This is a genomic window from Paenibacillus sp. sgz302148 (assembly GCF_056120465.1).
In genome coordinates, this window is the sequence record NZ_JBVYOJ010000013.1 from 32,975 (window position 1) to 51,501 (window position 18,527).

Below are 18,527 nucleotides of genomic sequence, written 5' to 3' on the forward strand. Positions count from 1 at the left end.
CAGCATAATCCACCTAAAAAGCCCGGTAAAATCATTTTTCATTGTACTCCATACAATGGAAAGTGCTAATAAGCTTAGCCAGTCTATTTTCCATTGCACAAAATACAATGGATTTGCTGCAAATTTCAAAAATGCGGGCAGCAAGCCTCCTCTTTCCACTGTATGCTGGAACGCGGAACCTTTACCGCCCCAAAAAATGCCCCTGTCGAACCCGACAGGGGCATTCCTTTATGCACATCCCTTTACACCAAATGGCATGCGACGTAGTGGTCGCTGCCGACGTTGCGAAATTCCGGTACCTGCTGCTTGCACTGCTCGACGGCGAACGGGCACCGCGTATGGAACTTGCAGCCGGACGGCGGATTTGCCGGATTCGGGATGTCGCCGCGCAGCACGATCCGCTCGCGCTTCAGCTTCGGAATCGGAACCGGCACCGCGGACAGCAGCGCCTTCGTGTACGGGTGAAGCGGATTGCGGAACAGCTCGTCCCGCGAAGCCGTCTCCATCATCGAGCCGAGGTACATGACGCCGATACGGGAACATAGATGCTCGACGACGCTCAGATCGTGCGAGATGAACAAATAAGTAAGCCCGCGCGTTTCCTGCATGCTGCGGAACAGATTGATGATCTGCGCCTGAATCGATACGTCCAGCGCCGATACCGGCTCGTCGGCGATAATCAGATCCGGGTTCAGGATGAGTGCCCGCGCGACACCGATCCGCTGCCGCTGCCCGCCGGAAAATTCGTGCGGGAACCGGTCGTACTGGAACGACGACAACCCGCAAGAAGCCATCACCTCGAGCACTCGGTCGCGAACCTCGTCCTTCGTCGCGAGACCGTGATCGAGCAGCGCCTCGCCGATCGCCTCCCCTACGCGGATCCGTGGATTGAGCGAGCTGTACGGATCTTGGAAGATGAGCTGCATTTGCGGACGAATCCGGCGCAGCTCCGTATTCGATAAGCCGTACACATCTTCGCCTTTGAACTTGACCTCGCCGGACGTCTTTTCGGTCAACCGGAGAATGGTACGGCCGACGGTGCTTTTGCCGCTGCCGGATTCCCCGACGAGGCCGAACGTTTCCCCCTTCCCGATCCGGAAGCTGATGTCATCCACCGCTTTGACGTGGCCGACGGTACGATTGAATAAGCCGGACGTGATCGGGAAATATTTTTTCAGATGATTGACTTCAACGAGCGCCTCAGACATGAGCTTCCACCTCCTCGTACAACCAGCAAGCGACTTTCTGCTTATCCCCTACCTGCCTTAACTGCGGCTGACGGGTGCGGCAAATCGACATGCATTGCGAGCAACGGTCGTGAAAATAACACGATTCCGTAAGCTCCAGCGGATTCGGCACTTGCCCCGGAATCGAATACAGCTGCTCCTGGCGCTGCCCGATAATCGGCTTCGATTTCAGCAGCCCTTGCGTGTACGGATGCTTCGGGTTCGCGAACAGCTCGGTCACTTCGCCTTCCTCGACGATTTTGCCGGAGTACATGACGATGACGTAATCGGCCATTTCCGCCACGACGCCAAGATCATGGGTAATGAGCATGATCGACATATTGGATTCGTCCCGGAACTTCCGAAGCAGATCAAGAATTTGCGCCTGGATCGTTACGTCCAATGCCGTTGTCGGCTCGTCGGCGATCAGCAGCTTCGGATTGCATGAAATCGCGATCGCGATCATGATCCGCTGCAGCATGCCTCCGCTCAGCTCATGCGGGTAGGCGTCGACGATTTGCGCCGGACGGGAGATGCCGACGAGCTCGATCAGCTCGATCGCCCGCTCGCGAGCCGCTTTTTTGCTAAGCCCCTGATGCTCCATGAGCGGTTCCATGATTTGTTTGCCGATCGTCAGCACCGGATTCAGCGAAGACATCGGCTCCTGGAAGATCATCGCGATTTCGTTGCCGCGCACCGTACGCAAATCCGCTTTGCCCATGCGAAGCAAATCTTTGCCGTCAAAACGGATGCTGCCGCCCTCGACTTTGCCGGACGGCCCTTCCACCAGCCCCATGATCGACATGGCCGTCACGCTTTTGCCGCAGCCGGATTCACCGACGATGCACACCGTTTCGCCTTCTCGCACGCGCAGGCTCACATCGTTCACCGCTTTGACCGCGCCGGCCTCGGTATAAAAATAGGTGCTGAGGTTGTCAATTTCGATTAAATTGTTCATCATCTTCACCTACTTTTTTTGTTTAGGATCGAGAACGTCCCGCAAGCCGTCTCCGAAAACATTGATGGCGATTACCGTCGTAAAAATCGCAAGGCCCGGCGGAATCCACAGCCATGGATGCTTCTCGAAATCGATCAGGTTGTTCGCCGCGTCGATCATGTTCCCCCACGTCGCCGTCGGAGGCATAACGCCAAGGCCGAAGAAGCTGAGCACCGATTCGCTTAAGATAGCGCCGCCGATATTGAGCGTGGCGACAACGATCAGCAGCGGAGTCAGGTTCGGCAGCAGATGGCGGAACAGCTTCCGCCGGTCGCTTAAGCCGAGCACAACGGCCGCCTGCATGAACTCGCGCTCGCGAAGGCTGAGCATTTGCCCGCGAACCAAGCGGGCGAGCCCCGGCCAGTTGACGAAGCTCAGCATCAGCATGACGATATACATCCGGTAATCGGTCGGCACCTTCCAGTCGGACAGCAGCGCGCCCAGAATGAACAAAATCGGCAGGCCCGGAATCGTCAGCAGCAAATCGGCGACCCGCATAATGATTTGGTCGACAACCCCGCGATAATAACCCGCGATGGCGCCAAGAATCGAGCCGATCAACACGGACAGCACCATCGAAGCAAGGCCTACGGTCAAGGAAATGCGCCCGGCCTGCAGCAGCCGGGTCATAACATCCCTGCCCAGCATATCCGTGCCCAGCCAATGATTCCAGCTCGGCGCGTTGTACATGATCGCCGTATTGATCTTGTTATTGCTGAACGGCGAAAATAACGGCCCGATGAAGCAAGCGATAAACATAAGCACGATAAAGAGGAAGCCGGACATGGCTAACTTGTTTTTAAGCAGACGGCGGAACGATTGCCGCCATAAAGACGACCGGGCTTGAACCGGTCTCGACACGCCGACCTCCGTCGCGCCGCCGGTAATGGATGACATGATAGTTACCCTCCTAAAGGCTTTCCGTAGGAAAGCCACTTCGTAAGCATTAGCTTAAGTTTTCCGAAGGAAAACTTACTTCGTAAGCATGGGCTAGGCTTTCCGAAGGAAAGCCACTTCGTAAGCATTCGCTTAAGTTTTCCGAAGGAAAACTTACTTCGTAAGCATGGGCTAGGCTTTCCGAAGGAAAGCCACTTCGTAAGCATTCGCTTAAGTTTTCCGAAGGAAAACTTACTTCGTAAGCATGGGCTAGGCTTTCTCTCCCTACAATCTGACGCGCGGGTCGGCGACCCGGTACAAAATATCCGAGATCAGCGTGCCGATGACCGTCAATATCGCGATAAACATCGTAAAGCCCATTAGCAGCGGATAGTCCCGCACGGAGAACGACTGCATATACAGCTGGCCGATGCCCGGCCAGTTGAAAATTTTCTCAATGATCAGCGATCCGCCGAACAAACCAGGCAGCTCGAAGCCGACAAGCGTAATCGCGGGCAGCAACGCATTGCGCAGCGCATGGCGGAACATCACCGTCCGCTCCTTCATCCCTTTGGCGCGAGCCGTGCGAATATAATCCTGCCGGATCACATCCAGCATGTTGCCGCGGAAATACCGGGTAAGCGATCCGACGCCGAGCAGCGTCATGACGATAACCGGAAGCGCCATATGGTGAATGACTTCTTTGACGTACTCCATGCCGACGGCATTGCTGCCGGTCGTCATCATGCCTCCGGGCGGGAGCCATTTCAGGTCGACGGCCATGATTTTGATGAGCAACAATCCGATAAAAAAAGACGGAATCGACATCGCGGCGAAAATGAAAACCATCACCAGCGTATCGAACCAGGAATATTGCTTATAAGCGGAAGCAACGCCAACAATGACGGCAATCAACCACGTAAAAAACGTCGATACCGCCGCCAAGAGAAACGAGTTCCATATATATTCGTTAAACAGGGTCAGTACGGGCTTCTGCTGCGCCAGAGAATATCCGAAATTGCCATGAAAAGCGTTGTTCATCCAGGTCAAGTAACGATCGATCAACGGCTTGTTCAAGCCGTAAATTTCCCGCAGCTCCGCCTTGCGCTCCGCGGTCAGCTTGATATTGCTCGAGACGAAATCACCCGGCGTGAGCGCGTACAAGAAAAAGATCAGCATCGAAGCGGCCAGCAAAATCAGAACCATATACATCAATCTTCGAATTAAATATCCACTCATGTTCGGGGCTCCTTACCTAAGCCGACCCCGGCCGAAACTCCATGGCCGGGGGGCGGAATAAATATTACTTCAAGCTCCAGTTTGGCACGCTGCCGGAAATTCCGCTATACGGATTAACCGTAAGCCCTTCGATGCGGCCGTTATACGCGTAGACCAATTTACCGTAGCTGGTAAAAATATAAGGGGCATCATCGTTGATTACTTGGTACAGCTCTTTGTATATTTTTTTGCGCTCTTCGATGTCGGTTGTCCCTAACCCTTTCTCATACAGCTCTTTAACCTTCGGATTATCGTAGCCTTTCACGTCGCCGTTCACAAAGGAGATGACGCCGTCGGAAGGATCAAGCATCAGCGACGTCGAGAACGAGACGAGATCGTAATCGCCGCTTTCGAATTTGGAGATCTGCGCGTTAAAGTCGGCGAATTGCTCCGCTTCGAACTGAACGCCGATAGCCGCGTAATTTTCTTTTGCCACCGCAATGAAGACATCCGTCGATTTTTTCTTCGATCCGATATAATGAACTTTCAGCTTCACGCCGTCTTTCTCGCGAATACCGTCGGTACCCGGCACCCAGCCCGCCTCATCGAGCAGTTGCTTCGCTTTCTCCGGATCATAGTTGTAAGGGTTGATGCCTTCTTCCGTGTACGACCAGGAGATCGGCGATGTCGGCACGTTTGCGACCGTTGCAGCGCCCTGAGTGGAATCCACGTAAATCGTTTTGCGGTCCAGACCGTAAGTGAGCGCTTGTCTTACCTTTTTATCTTTAAGCGGAGCGTGCTCCATGTTGAATTGGATGTAGCCGTAATTGCTTGGCGTGTACGAATCGATGTTCAGGTAGCCCAGGTTTTTCAGCTTTTCGATATTGTCCGCCGTCGCTTCGAATCTGCCGTAGTCCTGCTCTCCCGTTTCGATAAACTGCCAAGTGTCGCCTTCCGTCGTTTTATAGATGAAGTGCTCAAGCTTCGGCTTTCCTTTGTAGTAGTACTCGTTCGCCACGAAACGAACTTCTTGGCCCGGGATGAATTTCTCCAGCTTGTAAGGGCCGTTACCTACAGGGTTGGCATGCAGGTTCTTAATGTAGTCGAGCTGGCCGAATTTGTAGTCTTTGCCGTAATACGCTTTGGACAACACGTCGCCGCCGAGCACCTGCAAAGCCGTTGCGTTAACCTTCTCGAGCGTAACAGAAATCGTCTGCGGGTCGATCACCTTGATGCCTTCGATTGTTTGAGCTTTGCCTTCTTTGTAAGCTTGCCCGCCCTTCACACGCACCGCCGTAATGTCGACATCGCCGTCATAAGCTTTGTCATGCAGCAGCGTCCAGGTGAACGCCACGTCGTCTGCCGTGAGCGGAGAACCGTCGCTGAACTTGGAGTCTTTGCGCAGATGGAATGTATAAGTCAGTTGGTCAGGCGACACTTCGAAGCTTTCCGCCAAATCGGGAACCGGAATCCCTTTGTCGTCGACGGTTACGAGCGAAGCGTACAACAGCGAAGATACGTTGCCGTCATAACCGCTTTGCTGGAAATACGGTGTAAACGCCCCGCTCGGATCGGTTAGTCCGACGATGACCGTGTCCGTACGCTTCTTCGCAGGCTCAGGCAGCTTCGACAGATCCGTTGCCTTGAGCAGACCCGTAATCCCCCCGGATGCTGCAGGCGTTTCCGCAGCGTTTTGGTTTTGCGTTTGCGTCTGAGCTCCGTTGTCGTTAGCGGCTTTGTCGGCCGGAGTGTCGCTCGAGCAAGCGGATAGCGCCAGCGAGCTTGCGAGCGTAAGTGCAACCAGGGAATAAGCGCTTTTTTTCTTCATGTTCATCCACCTCATTGGTTTAATTAAAAATTCAATCAATAACTATTCCGATCTTCTAAGTATGAATTGTATCGCGATAGGGTTATTATAAAAACATTTTTCGGTTCTGTAAATAGAGAACCAGAAAAAATTTCTTTGTTCAAAGAATACGTCATCATTTTAAAAAATGAACTAAAAAACAAAAAAACCGCCTTCACCCGCGCGGAACGGTTGAAAGCGGCTTGCCCGGTCAGGGCTGCTCGATATAATCGATCAACAATTTCTGTAATTGCCGAAATGCACTTGATCTCAAGCTGTACTCGGTTAACGTCTCGCCTTCGAAATGGGCATAGATCAGGCCTGCGCTGCGCAGCTTGGAGACGTGGTCGTGCGTGATGCCTTTCGACAATTCGAGGTGCCGGACGATCTCGATGAAGCTGCGCGGTCCTTTGTTCAAGTAACGCAATATTTTGAGCCGGCTCTTCTCGCCTAGGCAGCGGATCATCCGGTATTCATGCGGCGAGATGAAGATTTCCTCATCGAAATAAATTCGCGCGGCATAATGGCAGATCGTAATTTTACCGTAATGGGCGACGACGTTTACCGGCTGAAAATGGTATTGCGGAATCAAGATGACTTCCTCCAGCCCGTTCACGGGCTTGAATTGCAGACCATACGTCGTCTCGTCGATAAATTCCGCCGTACTCAGCGCCGTAACCGTTTTCTTCCGCTCGTTCGCCACGTCGCGCAGCGCCCCGATGATAGCCGGATCGATATGCCGGAAATATTGCTCGTTCCACTGCGAGATAAGCGTCAGCATCCGTGAACGGAACGTGCCCATATGCTCGGGGAAATGATTGCCGTAATCGGACAGCAGCTCATACAGATCGCCGACCGTCAACCCTTCCAGCCAAGCCAGGAAATGTTCTGCGTCCGTGGCCGCCGGACATACATGCAAGAGCAAGTAGATCAGCTTCCAGTCCGTGCCGCCGACGTCCGTTTGATCAAGCAAGTCGGATAGTTCCGGCGTGAGCCGTGTTTGGGTTTCTTTCGCCCAAGTTGAAGTTAAGTCGATTTTTTTGTACGATTTGCGGCAGATGTAAGTATGAATGCTGCTGATCAGCTCATGCAGCGGCTCGAACTTCACGCTCACACGGTAATCCATGACGCACGCTCCTTTCCGTTACCACCATTAAACTTCACAACTTTGTCACGCGTCAAGCCATGCCCTATCCGAGTTGTCGACTTTTCCTCTACCTTTACCTTGAATCTGATTAAAAGCCTGTCGGAGTGAATGGCAAAGTTGCCATTCATTTCTTTATTCGGTATGCTAAACGTATGGCGAAACCTCAGCAGCAACGCGATATTCCGAACTTATTTCGCACATTTTTTATAAAGCAGGTGAATTGATGAAAAAATTTTTTGGGATCCTAATGAGCGTGATGCTCGCAACCGGAATCGTCCATTTTACGGATCGGGCTTCCGCAGCGGCGCCCTCGGCCGTCGTCTCCGGAGAATTGAAGGAAGAGAAGCTTACATTCGCTTATGCGGACGCAACCGGGAAACGGCTGCTAGGGTTCGAAAGCTCAAAACCGGGGCGATTCATGAAGGCGATTTATCCTCCCGGCAAATCGGTCGACATCAAGTATGTGAAGCAGCAGAAGGAAACCGCCAAGAGCAACGGCCGGCAGAACGAGTGGAATTTCGATCAGGATGGCGGCGAGTTATATTCGATCGTTAAAGGCAAGGTTACGCACAACGATTCGGTGCTGCTGGCGGAGAAGGATGCTTTTCAAGGGCATACGTTCTTGAACTACAAGCCGTTAAGCAAAGGCAGTTTCTCAAAAACGGTCGTCGCCCAAATCGAAAAGCAGAAGAAACGCAAGGTCGTCAGACAAGGGCTGATCGGCCAAGTTTCGGCGGACGTCCGCGTCGGGCTCGTCGAATTCGCGAAGGCGAAAGGCCAGAAGCCGTTGGCCAGTCTCGTCCTGTCGACGAAGAAAGGATTGCTGTTCCAGGATTTTGTCGGCAATGACGATTCGAATTCGACCTGGCGGGTGGATGACGGCGGTACGATTACTCCGGACATGTTCAAAATTTTGTTCGTATCCGAGTCCAAGCAAGGGTATAGCTTCGCTTATGAGTGGACCGGATTCGAAGGCTACTCGATGGAAGTGCTGCAGCAGAAGGGCAGCAAGTTAAGAAGCGTGCTGCATGGCGCAAGGTACGCCGCTCCGGTGTAGGGCGGAGCGGCCGTGACACGGCGGCGCCGCTAGCGCGTAAGCGGCTTGTGCGACTGCCGCGGGGCGCGGCGAATTCGTGGGCTTGTGCGCGAGCGGGCGACCGTTTGCCGCGGGCATGCCGGTTCGCGATCGGGCCTGTTCGCAGTTACCTTGGGGAGCGGTGAATTCGTGGGCGGCTTGTGCGCGAGCGTGCGCACGTTTGCCGCGGGGTATGCCGGTTCGCGGGCAGGCGCCTGTGCGCAGTTGCCGCGGGCGCGGCGAATTCGTGGGCGGCTTTTGCTCGGCTACAGAATCCTTTTTTAAAGATACGGGATGAAATACCTGCGATTTTACATCTATTTGTTCACGACGTTCAAAAAAGTATCCTATACCTGCAAAAATACAGTTATTACTCACGAAATCGAAGCCTCTGTCCGCCGCGAACCAAAATAAATGCACTATTGCAGGCGTTTCCTCGTACAATGATCATTTTCAACAAAACACCTGCACTTTTGCATCTATTCACTGGTGGCAGTAGGATAACGTCGATGTCTTCTCCACGAAGAATGCCCCTACACAACAAGGGGAAAGTATTCTTGCGAGAAGAACGTGCTCAAAAAAGGACAGCACCAACGGAAGTGTCCGCGCCCTTTTCGGTTTGCGGCATTCTCAAATTGGGCTGTCCTTTTCTTAGTGTGGGCATCGGATAACAAGTATGGTCACGGTGCGGCTCCTTTGTTCTCTCACTACTCACTACTCACTACTCACTACTTGTTACCTTACTCGCTATTCATTACTCATTAATCGTTACTCATTCCGCAGTACGTCCGTCGGCACCTTCATCCGTGCAACCTTCGACTTCCCACGCTGCCGCGGTTGCACCAGCTCAGCCGTAAACATGCCAAGATGTTTAGCGCTCCTTCACTCCGTACAACCCGGGCTGCCGCGGATACATCGGCACAGCCGTAAACATGCCAAATGGCTAAGCGCTCCTTCACTCCGTACAGCCTTCAACTTCCCGGGCTGCCGCGGATGCATCGGCACAGCCGGAAAGCGTACGGCACGGCTGGACACTGATCACTTTACTCCGCGTAGGCTTTCAGCGCGATAACTGCATTATGGCCGCCGAAGCCGAACGAGTTCGACAGGCCGATGCGCAGCTTCGCTTCGCGCGCCGTGTTCGGCACATAGTCCAGATCGCAGTCCGGGTCCGCTTCCTCCAGGTTGATCGTCGGCGGGATAATCCTTTCCTGCAAGCTTTTGACCAGCGCCACCGCTTCAACCCCGCCGGCAGCCCCGAGCATATGGCCCAGCATCGACTTGTTCGCCGTCACCGGAATGCGGTACGCATCCGCGCCGAACAGCTTGCGGATCGCCATCGTCTCCGACTTGTCGCCGAGCTCCGTGCTGGTCGCATGCGCACTGATCACGTCCACCTGATCCGGCGTGATGCCGGCATCCTTCAGCGCAAGCTTCATCGCCCGGTAAGCGCCGTCTCCTTCCGGATGCGTGGCGACCATGTGGTACGCGTCGGAGCTGGCGCCGTAGCCGATAACCTCCGCATGGATGCGGGCTTTCCGGCGAATGGCGTGGGACAGCGACTCCAGCACGACGATGCCGGCGCCCTCCGCCATGACGAACCCGTCGCGTCCTTTGTCGAACGGCCGGCTTGCGCGAGTCGGCTCCTCGTTGCGCCGTGACAGCGCCGTCGCGTTGCCGAAGCTGGCGAGCGAAATGTCCGTCACCGCCGCTTCCGCTCCGCCGGCAATGACGATATCCGCTCCGCCCGACCGGATGAGCCGCATCGCTTCGCCGATCGACGTGTTGCCGATCGAGCATGCCGTTACCGGCGACAGCGTTGGCCCAAGCGTACCCCACCGGATGCTGATCAACGCCGCGGCCATATTGGTGATCAGCATCGGCACAAGCGTCGGACTGACCCGGTCCGGCCCACGGCCGCGCAGCGTGTCGGCTTGCTCCAGCAGCGTCTGCAGTCCGCCGACGCCAGATCCGACATATACGCTGACCCGCTCCCGATCCACCTCCTCCAAGACGAGGCCGGAATCGGCAATTGCTTGTTCCGCGGCGGCGACAGCGAATTGGCAGAATCGGTCCATACGCCGTGCTTCCTTACGGCCGACCAAGCTCTCCACGTCAAAATCCCGGACCACGCCGGCAATCTTCGTTTTCAATGCGGAAGTGTCGAACGCATTAACGAGCGAAATCCCCGATTCGCCTCGAACCATCCGTCCCCACATCGTCTCGACATCGCTGCCAAGCGGCGAAACGACGCCCATACCCGTAACAACAACTCTCTCCATATCGATGCCTCCATTCAGCTTGTTAAGTTCAAACAATCGATTATGGCTTTATCTTGTCACAGTCCTTATCCTATTACAAGTTGTCATTTATTATAGTATAATGACTACTATGATACCCCCTTTTTATTTCTAGCGGAAGGAGCACATCGTATGAATAACCAAACTCGGCTTCAAGCTTTATCGTTATTCTTGAAGACGCAGCGCGCCAAAGTATCGCCCCAGGACGTCGGACTGTCGGCGGGAACACGCCGAAGAACGCCCGGTCTCCGCAGAGAAGAGGTCGCCCAGTTGGCGGGGGTCAGCTCTACCTGGTATACCTGGCTGGAGCAAGGGCGCGACATCCGCGTCTCGGCTTCGGTGCTGGACTGTGTTGCCACGGCCTTGCGGCTCACGGTCGACGAACGCAAGTATTTGTATGCGCTGGCGCTCGAAACAAGCTCCGCCGCAGGAGCCGCCGCCACCCAAGAGCAGCAGCCTGAAATCAGCTCCTCGCTGCAAAAAATATTGCGCGAGCTCCGCTCCTGCCCCGCCATCATCTCCGACAGGCGGTGCCAAATCGTCGGCTGGAACGAAGCCGCGGCGCATGTGTTCATCGATTTCGGCGTCATTCCGCAAGAGCAGCGGAACATGATTTCCCTGCTGTTCATGCGCAAGGAATTCCGCCGGCTCGCCGTGAACTGGGAGCATTTCGTGAGCGGGTTCTTGGCCATATTTCGCGCCTATTACGGGCAATACGTCGAAGACGAATGGTACGACCGCTTTCTGGCCGAGATGAAGCTCGCCCATCCGGACTTCCAGCGTTTGTGGGAGCAAAGTCGCGTCAGCTCGGCGCCGGAGGTGCTGATCGAATTCCGCCATGCCAAAGCGGGCAAGATGCTGTTCCAATTAACCTCGCTGCAATTGCAAGGCGACGCCGATTTGCGGTGCAGCATTTACACGCCGGCGCCGGATTCTTCGACGGAAGCGAAGCTGAAGCAGTTAATGGAGCGTAAGACGATCCCCGGCGGTACACCCGGCGAAGCATAAAAACACCGTCCCTGCTTCCGCTGGACGGTGTTTCTTATCCGTAACATTTTGCCTCAGGATTAGATCAGCATTCCGTATCCAGATCAAAATTCCAGCAAACCGTCGATCGCGATGTTACGCTGCCTGTTTTATTAACTCTTGCATACTCGAATTTGATCGTCGTGTAGAAAAATTTATATTCCTCAATCGGCAGCCCCCCGGCCGTGGTTGCCGCCATCGTTTGACGGGCGATGGTAACATCGGAAAACGTGATGATCAACTGGTCTACGGTTCTTCCGGCTTGACGGACGCTCAAAATCATATTAGGCAAATGGGTACCAAGGTAAAATGCTCTTAATAACGGCGTCGTCGACGAATCAATTGTTTTCGTTACGGTCAAATCCGACGATGGATCGGATTCGAATACCTCTTGGTTGATCGAGTAGGATAACAAGAGAATTTCGTTCGCGTGAAATCGATCCGTGCTTTCACCGGGAATATTCGGTATTTTCAAAAACAAATCAAGCGCCATTCCAGCCCCTCCTTGGTTTACGGCTTGTTGTTAAAGGCGTATAAACCGATTCCTCCACTTCAGGCGTCGTGATGCTTAATGCCCATCCGTTAGCGATCTCTCCTGCTTCTGCCGGAACATCCGCGGATACGAACAGTTTCCATTTCCCGTTCGGATTTTTGCCGTTGAAGTTGGCAAGCGCGATGCTTGCCGAAGTCGTAGGCGCCGGAGCCGGGAGACTCTCGCGCCCTTCATAATTCGTTGGTCGGAACGTGTCGGGGGTAAGCGGGCCGTCCTTCGGAATAAAGCCCGCTGCGTTATCGTCAAATGTGACCGTAACATTGGTTACGCCGGGGACCCCTCCGCCCGCGCCTGACATCAGGATTGTGTTGGTAACCCCGTCAGGACCAACAAGCATAATATCCACGTCAACCGGAGTATCGAGATTCAGATTAAATAGCGTGACTGTCACCTTTGCAACCGTCCCTCCCACGCCGGAAACGGAAACGGGAACGACGGAAGGATAAGGAGCACCCGGACCAGCAGACCCTGCGGCAGCCGGCACAAGAATCCGACTATTGTTCGCGAATGTAAACGTGCCGCCAGGCAGCAAAGTGCTGACTCTTCTGAAAGAGCCAGGGGTTATTTTGGCCTTGACATGAATTTTAGGCCTGACTTTTACTTTCACGCATACGGCTTTTTTTCTTCCAGGAATGCAATGTTTCTTCTTCCTGCAAGGAGCAACGATGATCCTGTTTCGGCACCGTTTAATTCTTCTGAGCGGACATCCCATCCGCATACACCCCCCATTGGATTTTTACATCCTACGTTTCGTGCTGTAGGGGGAAGTGGACGTGTACCTAAAGCCCGGTTAGACGAACATGTATTTTCGTGAAAAATAGGTGTTTGCCGGGTGAGCATCCGCGTATTTTTACAATCGCAAAAAAAGACGTATCTTCAAGAAACACAACCATCAGACCCTCGGGTATACCCCTGATACGCAAAAAACCCGGCGGCCAAAGCCAAACCGGGTTGTCGGTTTCATCCTGTTTCATAGCATCCTGTGCCATTGCTTCATCTCATCATTCTTCCACGGCAAAAATCGAATCCACGATAATCGGCAAATTGTCCCTCACCGAAACAGCGCCGAATACCGAGCGGGCATGACTGCCCTTGTCCCCGAACACGTCTAACATCAAATCGGAAAAGCCGTTCAACACTTTATGGTGCTCCTCAAACAACGGATCGGCATTGACGAAGCCCTGCACTTTGACGACTTGCTTCACCCGCTCCAGCGATCCTAAAGCCGATTGTACGACGGCGAGTACCTCGATCCCCGCTTGTCTGGCAAATAAATATCCTTCTTCCGTCGTGAATTCGCGGCCGAGCTTCCCCTTCGGGTTTCCGGCGGGTCCTTTCCCCGATACGAACATCAGGCCGTTATGGATGACGAAGTTCGCATATTTCGCCGCGGGCTCACTCGCCTCAGGCAATGCAATGTTTAATGCCGCTAATCGAACCGCAATGGTTTGTTCGGACATGCCATGCCCCTCCTCTCGCTTGAGGAACATTATATACCAAAGGTTCCCACTTCGGTTATTTCAATTTGCGCCGCATCACGAGCGGCGCAGCCGCCGCGCACGCAATCGCGCAGAAGATCGGAAGGTATTTAATGCCCAAAGCCTTCTGGAATACCAGGTACCCCACGATGCCGATCAGCTCCGAAAGCAGCAGCCCGCCGACAAGGCCGCCGATCAAACCCAAACCAATCGAATACACAAGCTTCATGCCTCACTCCCCCTGGATTTGGACGTCAACCCTCGCGATTGCGAGGCAACCCGAATCGACAACCCGAAAATGACCATCGCCAGCACCGGGTGTGCCGCCGCGATCCAGGGTTGAACGCCGCCGATATTCGCCGTCATGTACATGGCATAAATCAGAGCAAACAAAGCCGTGCTGTACCAGCGAAGCCGGACGGGCACCTTCCCGGCAAAGCCGGCCGCCAGCATGAGCAGCGGTATGAATCCGATCCAATGGACGAAGCCCGAATGGCGTGCCCAGTGAGATGGATCTACAAAAATGGACATGCCGGCCAAAAAAATTTGAATCGTTATGCAAATCGCAAAAGCCGCCGAAAGGATGAAAAAAACGATGCGGGCGGCACGGACTCCCCCGGACACCTGAGTATCGATTGCACTCTTCATATACCTCGCCCCTTCTTATCGTTAACAAGACTATCTTATCAACGCGATGTTGCGAACTTGTGAAGGTGTTTTGCGATTCCGGTGAAATTTTACCGGTGGCCGAGGCTAAGGGGTATAATATTGAACATACATGTTGGCGATCGGGAGTGTGGAGGATGGCAGGGCATACGTTGCTGCTTGTGGATGATGAGGATCAAGTATTGACGATTATGGAGACTTTTTTGCGGCAGGAAGGATTTCGGACATTTACGGCCAAAACGGGAAAAGAAGCTTTGAAGGCAGCGAGGGAGAAGAAACCGGATCTTGTCCTGCTCGACTGGATGCTGCCGGAAATGAGCGGCATTGCCGTATGCCGCGAGCTGCGGGCGATGGGCCCGATGGGCATCATCATGGTTACCGCCAAAACCGAGGAAACCGATAAAATCATCGGCCTCGAGATTGGCGCGGACGACTACATCACGAAGCCGTTTTCTTTGCGCGAGTTGGCCGCCAGAGTCCGCTCCGTGCTGCGGCGTACCATCGGGCATCAAGAGATCGAAGAGACGATGCGGCGCGGGGAGTTGACGATATCGGAGGCGCAATGCCGCGTCAGCAAACGCGGCGAGGACATTCCGCTTACGCCGACCGAATTCAAGCTGCTGCTCACGCTTGCCGCGAAGCCAGGCATTGTATACAGCCGGCTGCAGCTGCTGCAAGGGGCGCTGGAAGACGATTTTCTGAACGACGAGCGGACGGTGGACGCGCACATTAGCCATATCCGCAAAAAAATCGAGGATGATCCGTCGAATCCCGTTTACATCCAAACGGTGTACGGCTTCGGCTACCGGTTCGGGGACCGCGTATGAGCGTTCGGTCCAAGCTGTTCTTAACGATCGCCGCTTTTATTGTCGGCATGGGGATCGCGTATGTTTTTATTACGCAAATCGTCTTGAGGGACACCTTGCATCTGTTGGTCGAATCCTCGCGGAAAGACGAGATCAAGACGCTGTCGGATGCGATGACCGATTATTATACTTCCCATCACGAGTCATGGGACGGGGTTGATCGGCTGGATTGGAGCAGCTTAACCGCCGGGACGAACAAGCTTGATGTTAGTATCCTGCTGGAATCGGGGAATTCAGGGAACGGATCCGGAGCTCAGGCTGCGCAGAAGTTGGCCTCATTCGGAGAAACCGGCGCCAGCACGGTGAAGCTGTTCGGTATTCGAAGCAAGGTGCAGCTAGGCGGTCAAACGATTGCGACCTTGTACTACTACGACAACAATGTCGGTTTTATGTCCAAGCTGCGCATCGGCATACTCGACTCGGCCACCATTCTGCTCATTATCGACTCGGTCATTTTTATATTGATCTCGCTGCTTGTCGCTTATTGGTTATCGAAACGGCTCACGAAACCGCTGCGATCGCTTATCCCGATCATCGATCGGCTCGGCCAAGGCGAGCTCGGGATTCAGGCTCCCGTCCTGACGAAGGACGAATACGGCAAAGTTGCGGAAGCGTTCAACGCCATGTCGCTGCAGCTGCATCATGCGGAGCAGCTTCGCAAAAATCTCGTTGCGGACGTCGCGCATGAGCTGCGCACGCCGCTCACCATCGTACAGGGCAAGCTGGAGCTCGTTCAGCAGCACGGCCAGCCTGTCGTGCCGGAGAGCTTGCTGCCGCTGCAGGACGAGCTCATTCGGCTTACGCGACTTGTCGACGATCTGCACCAATTGTCTCTGGCCGAGGCCAATAAGCTTCCGCTGGATCTGAAGCCAACCGAGATGGCCTCGCTGCTGCACCGCATCGTTGAACGGATCTCGCCCGATGCCGAGAGCAAGCGAATTGCCGTCGTTATCCGGCTTGAATGCGCGGCCGTGGATACGATCACACTCATTGATCCGCACCGGATCACGCAAGTGTTCTTCAATTTGCTTGTGAACGCGGTTCGTTATACGCCGGAAGGCGGCAGCGTGACGGTTACTGTGGGGCGAATAACGCCACGGCATGAGGATAACGGCAATGCGAGGCATAACCGGCAACAAGAGGATGATCGCGCGCAGCTGCGCATTGCGGTGGCCGACACCGGAATCGGCATCGATGCCGACCATTTGCCCCTGCTGTTCAACCGCTTCTACCGCACGGATGCGGCGCGTGATCGCCATAGCGGCGGCATGGGACTTGGGCTTGCGATCGCCAAGGAATTTGTCGCCGCCCACGGCGGGACGATTGCGGTGGACAGCCACCCGGGGGACGGGACGACTTTTATCATTACTTTGCCGGTGTTGGAAGTTGGATCTTCGAATCATTGATGCCGCGAAAAAGACTCTTGCAATTGCCCAACCGGCTGCTTGCAAGAGTCTTTGCTTGTACATGCTGAAGCTTGAGAGCATCTAGCCCGCTGTAAACTGGTAGGCCGTCTGCTTCTCCCAATACCGATGGAATCGCCCTTGGCGGCGGAGCAGCTCGGCGGGAGGGCCGCTCTCGACGACGGCGCCGTCTTCGATGAATACGACCCAGTCGGCCTGTCGCACGGTGGAGAGACGGTGCGCGATAATAATCTTCGTGCACGAATCAGCCCATGCGCCCAAATCCCGCTGGAACGATTCCTCCGTCTCCACGTCGAGCGCCGAGGTCGGTTCGTCCAGAATGAGCATCGAGGCGTTGCGCATAATCGCGCGTGCAATCGATATCCGCTGTTTCTGCCCATGCGACAGCTTGATACCCCGCTCGCCAACCAGCGTGTTGTACCCTTCCGGCAGCTTGCTGATAAACTCGTGCGCCTGCGCCAACCGGCAAGCGCGTTCCATCTGCTCCTGCGTAGCGTTGTCGCAGCCGAACGCAATATTATCCGCGACGGTGGAATCAAACAGGTAAATATCTTGCGACACTAGCGCCATGCCGCTGCGCAAAGAAGTCATCGAATATTGATCGAGCGGTATGCCGTTAATCGCGATTTGTCCTTGCCGCGGCTCGTAGAACCGCTGCAGCAGCTTGATCAGCGTGCTTTTGCCGGCGCCGCTCGGCCCGACCAAAGCAAGCGTTTGCCCGGCCCGGACGGTGAAGGAAACGTCGGATAACGTGAGACGGTCGTCCCTGTAGCCGAAGTCGACATGCCGGAACTCAATTTCCGGCGCATCTTCCGCGAGCGGAATGCCGCTTTCGACATCCTCCTCCGGAAGGCCCATCACATGATGAAGTCGGTTCGCGCCCGATAAGAAACGCTGTAAATTATTAATGACGTCAACAACCGTCGTAAACGGCTCGGCGACTTTATCGAGCAGCGCAATAAACGCCACAAGCCCGCCGACACCGATTTGGCCGCTTGCCATCATGACGGCGCCCACGCCGAGCCCGACAACGTACCCAATTTGCCCCGGGGCGTCTTTGCAGATGGTACGGATCGAGTTAATTTTCGTCAGCAGCACGTTATAGGCAACGCCTTTGCGCTGAATATCTTGCATTTTTTCATCGACACGACCTTCCAGTTGGTTCGCCTTCACCTCGCGGATGCCTTGGAGCGTCTCCCCGATCTGGAAAAATACGTCGCGGGTCACTTCGTTCTGCAAGCGAATCGCCTCGAGAAACTTCGATTTCAGGACAACGTTGCTGAGCAGCTGCAGCGGACCGATCAAAAAAGCGATGATACCGAGAACCGGATGGACGGAGAGCAAATAAATGCCTACGATGATAAAAGAAATCGGCAGGGCGATGAGCTTTTGGATGTCGGAGACGAGGAAGTTTTTGACGATTTCCAGTTCGTGATGCATGACGTTGACGGAGGTGGAGCTATGATTGGCTTCATGAAAGCCAAGCGGAAGACGCTGCAAATGGTTCAATATGTTGCGGCGCATCTCGTACACGACCGATTCGTTCAAGTACGAGCGCAGCCATTCGTTCCAGAAGCGAAGCGCCATCGTGCATACCGTAAGTCCGACGAATACGGACAACAGCACGGTTAATGTTTTGGCCGGGATGTTCGGCGCAAGGTCGAACAAGCGGCGACCCGTCTCCGCGAACAGCAGCGATACCAGAGTTAAACCGATCTGCGTTCCAATCGCTCCGACGTACAACCAGCGATATTTGCGAACCGATCTTACAAAATGAAGGAACACCGGGTCGCGAAACAAACCGAAAACCGTTTTCTTCTCGCTCAACA

General features: G+C 54.5%; 17 protein-coding genes. 4 read left to right on the top strand and 13 right to left on the bottom strand.

The window, feature by feature from the left end; translation table 11 throughout:
- Nucleotides 1-242 precede the first annotated feature (242 nt).
- From AC0LWM_RS19570 to AC0LWM_RS19595, 6 genes are all read right to left on the bottom strand, one after another.
- A complete protein-coding gene (locus AC0LWM_RS19570; protein WP_474676677.1) occupies nucleotides 243-1,208 on the bottom strand; it encodes an ABC transporter ATP-binding protein in 966 nt (321 codons plus the stop codon).
- Nucleotides 1,201-2,184: an ABC transporter ATP-binding protein gene (locus tag AC0LWM_RS19575; protein ID WP_474676678.1), complete on the bottom strand. Its 984-nt coding sequence runs from the start codon at nucleotides 2,182-2,184 to the stop codon at nucleotides 1,201-1,203. The genes AC0LWM_RS19570 and AC0LWM_RS19575 overlap by 8 nt, the downstream gene beginning before the upstream one ends.
- Before the next feature lie 9 nt (nucleotides 2,185-2,193).
- Nucleotides 2,194-3,120 carry an oligopeptide ABC transporter permease gene (gene opp4C / locus AC0LWM_RS19580; RefSeq protein WP_474676679.1) on the bottom strand — a complete coding sequence of 309 codons (927 nt, stop codon included), beginning with the start codon at nucleotides 3,118-3,120 and terminating at the stop codon, nucleotides 2,194-2,196.
- 264 nt (nucleotides 3,121-3,384) lie between these two features.
- Complete coding sequence (locus AC0LWM_RS19585) at nucleotides 3,385-4,338, bottom strand: ABC transporter permease (RefSeq protein ID WP_474676680.1); 954 nt, start codon at nucleotides 4,336-4,338, stop codon at nucleotides 3,385-3,387.
- A gap of 64 nt (nucleotides 4,339-4,402) precedes the next feature.
- The gene (locus tag AC0LWM_RS19590; RefSeq protein WP_474676681.1) at nucleotides 4,403-6,145 is read right to left on the bottom strand and encodes an ABC transporter substrate-binding protein; all 1,743 of its coding nucleotides are present in this window, start codon (nucleotides 6,143-6,145) and stop codon (nucleotides 4,403-4,405) included.
- A gap of 229 nt (nucleotides 6,146-6,374) precedes the next feature.
- Nucleotides 6,375-7,289 carry an ArsR/SmtB family transcription factor gene (locus tag AC0LWM_RS19595; protein WP_474676682.1) on the bottom strand — a complete coding sequence of 305 codons (915 nt, stop codon included), beginning with the start codon at nucleotides 7,287-7,289 and terminating at the stop codon, nucleotides 6,375-6,377.
- A 244-nt stretch (nucleotides 7,290-7,533) separates the two neighbouring features.
- On the opposite strand from AC0LWM_RS19595, the gene AC0LWM_RS19600 reads away from it, so the two are divergent.
- Complete coding sequence (locus AC0LWM_RS19600) at nucleotides 7,534-8,367, top strand: hypothetical protein (protein ID WP_474676683.1); 834 nt, start codon at nucleotides 7,534-7,536, stop codon at nucleotides 8,365-8,367.
- 1,061 nt (nucleotides 8,368-9,428) lie between these two features.
- On the opposite strand, the gene fabF is transcribed toward AC0LWM_RS19600, so the two are convergent.
- A complete protein-coding gene (gene fabF / locus AC0LWM_RS19605; RefSeq protein ID WP_474676684.1) occupies nucleotides 9,429-10,667 on the bottom strand; it encodes a beta-ketoacyl-ACP synthase II in 1,239 nt (412 codons plus the stop codon).
- 150 nt (nucleotides 10,668-10,817) lie between these two features.
- Between fabF and AC0LWM_RS19610 the strand changes: the two genes are divergently transcribed.
- Nucleotides 10,818-11,693 carry a helix-turn-helix transcriptional regulator gene (locus AC0LWM_RS19610; RefSeq protein ID WP_474676685.1) on the top strand — a complete coding sequence of 292 codons (876 nt, stop codon included), beginning with the start codon at nucleotides 10,818-10,820 and terminating at the stop codon, nucleotides 11,691-11,693.
- A 64-nt stretch (nucleotides 11,694-11,757) separates the two neighbouring features.
- Here the strand turns inward: AC0LWM_RS19610 and AC0LWM_RS19615 are convergent, their stop codons facing one another.
- The 5 genes from AC0LWM_RS19615 to AC0LWM_RS19635 all read right to left on the bottom strand — a co-directional run bounded on the left by AC0LWM_RS19615 (nucleotide 11,758) and on the right by AC0LWM_RS19635 (nucleotide 14,390).
- Complete coding sequence (locus AC0LWM_RS19615) at nucleotides 11,758-12,204, bottom strand: Hcp family type VI secretion system effector (RefSeq protein ID WP_474676686.1); 447 nt, start codon at nucleotides 12,202-12,204, stop codon at nucleotides 11,758-11,760.
- Entirely contained in the window at nucleotides 12,194-12,796 is a 603-nt protein-coding gene (locus AC0LWM_RS19620) for a hypothetical protein (protein ID WP_474676687.1), read from the bottom strand. Before AC0LWM_RS19620 ends, AC0LWM_RS19615 begins: the two co-directional genes overlap by 11 nt.
- 469 nt (nucleotides 12,797-13,265) lie before the next feature.
- Nucleotides 13,266-13,724 carry a RidA family protein gene (locus AC0LWM_RS19625; RefSeq protein ID WP_474676688.1) on the bottom strand — a complete coding sequence of 153 codons (459 nt, stop codon included), beginning with the start codon at nucleotides 13,722-13,724 and terminating at the stop codon, nucleotides 13,266-13,268.
- Between the two features lie 55 nt (nucleotides 13,725-13,779).
- A complete protein-coding gene (locus AC0LWM_RS19630; protein WP_474676689.1) occupies nucleotides 13,780-13,971 on the bottom strand; it encodes a DUF5957 family protein in 192 nt (63 codons plus the stop codon).
- Nucleotides 13,968-14,390, bottom strand: coding sequence for a DUF6220 domain-containing protein (locus AC0LWM_RS19635; protein WP_474676690.1), 423 nt, complete (start codon nucleotides 14,388-14,390; stop codon nucleotides 13,968-13,970). Before AC0LWM_RS19635 ends, AC0LWM_RS19630 begins: the two co-directional genes overlap by 4 nt.
- A 155-nt stretch (nucleotides 14,391-14,545) precedes the next feature.
- On the opposite strand from AC0LWM_RS19635, the gene AC0LWM_RS19640 reads away from it, so the two are divergent.
- Both AC0LWM_RS19640 and AC0LWM_RS19645 read left to right on the top strand, forming a co-directional pair.
- On the top strand, nucleotides 14,546-15,235 hold the full coding sequence (locus tag AC0LWM_RS19640) for a response regulator (protein WP_474676691.1): 690 nt from the start codon (nucleotides 14,546-14,548) through the stop codon (nucleotides 15,233-15,235).
- Complete coding sequence (locus tag AC0LWM_RS19645; protein WP_474676692.1) at nucleotides 15,232-16,680, top strand: sensor histidine kinase; 1,449 nt, start codon at nucleotides 15,232-15,234, stop codon at nucleotides 16,678-16,680. The genes AC0LWM_RS19640 and AC0LWM_RS19645 overlap by 4 nt, the downstream gene beginning before the upstream one ends.
- 81 nt (nucleotides 16,681-16,761) lie before the next feature.
- Here AC0LWM_RS19645 and AC0LWM_RS19650 read toward each other — a convergent pair whose 3' ends face one another.
- On the bottom strand, nucleotides 16,762-18,525 hold the full coding sequence (locus AC0LWM_RS19650) for an ABC transporter ATP-binding protein (RefSeq protein WP_474676693.1): 1,764 nt from the start codon (nucleotides 18,523-18,525) through the stop codon (nucleotides 16,762-16,764).
- Nucleotides 18,526-18,527 lie beyond the last annotated feature (2 nt).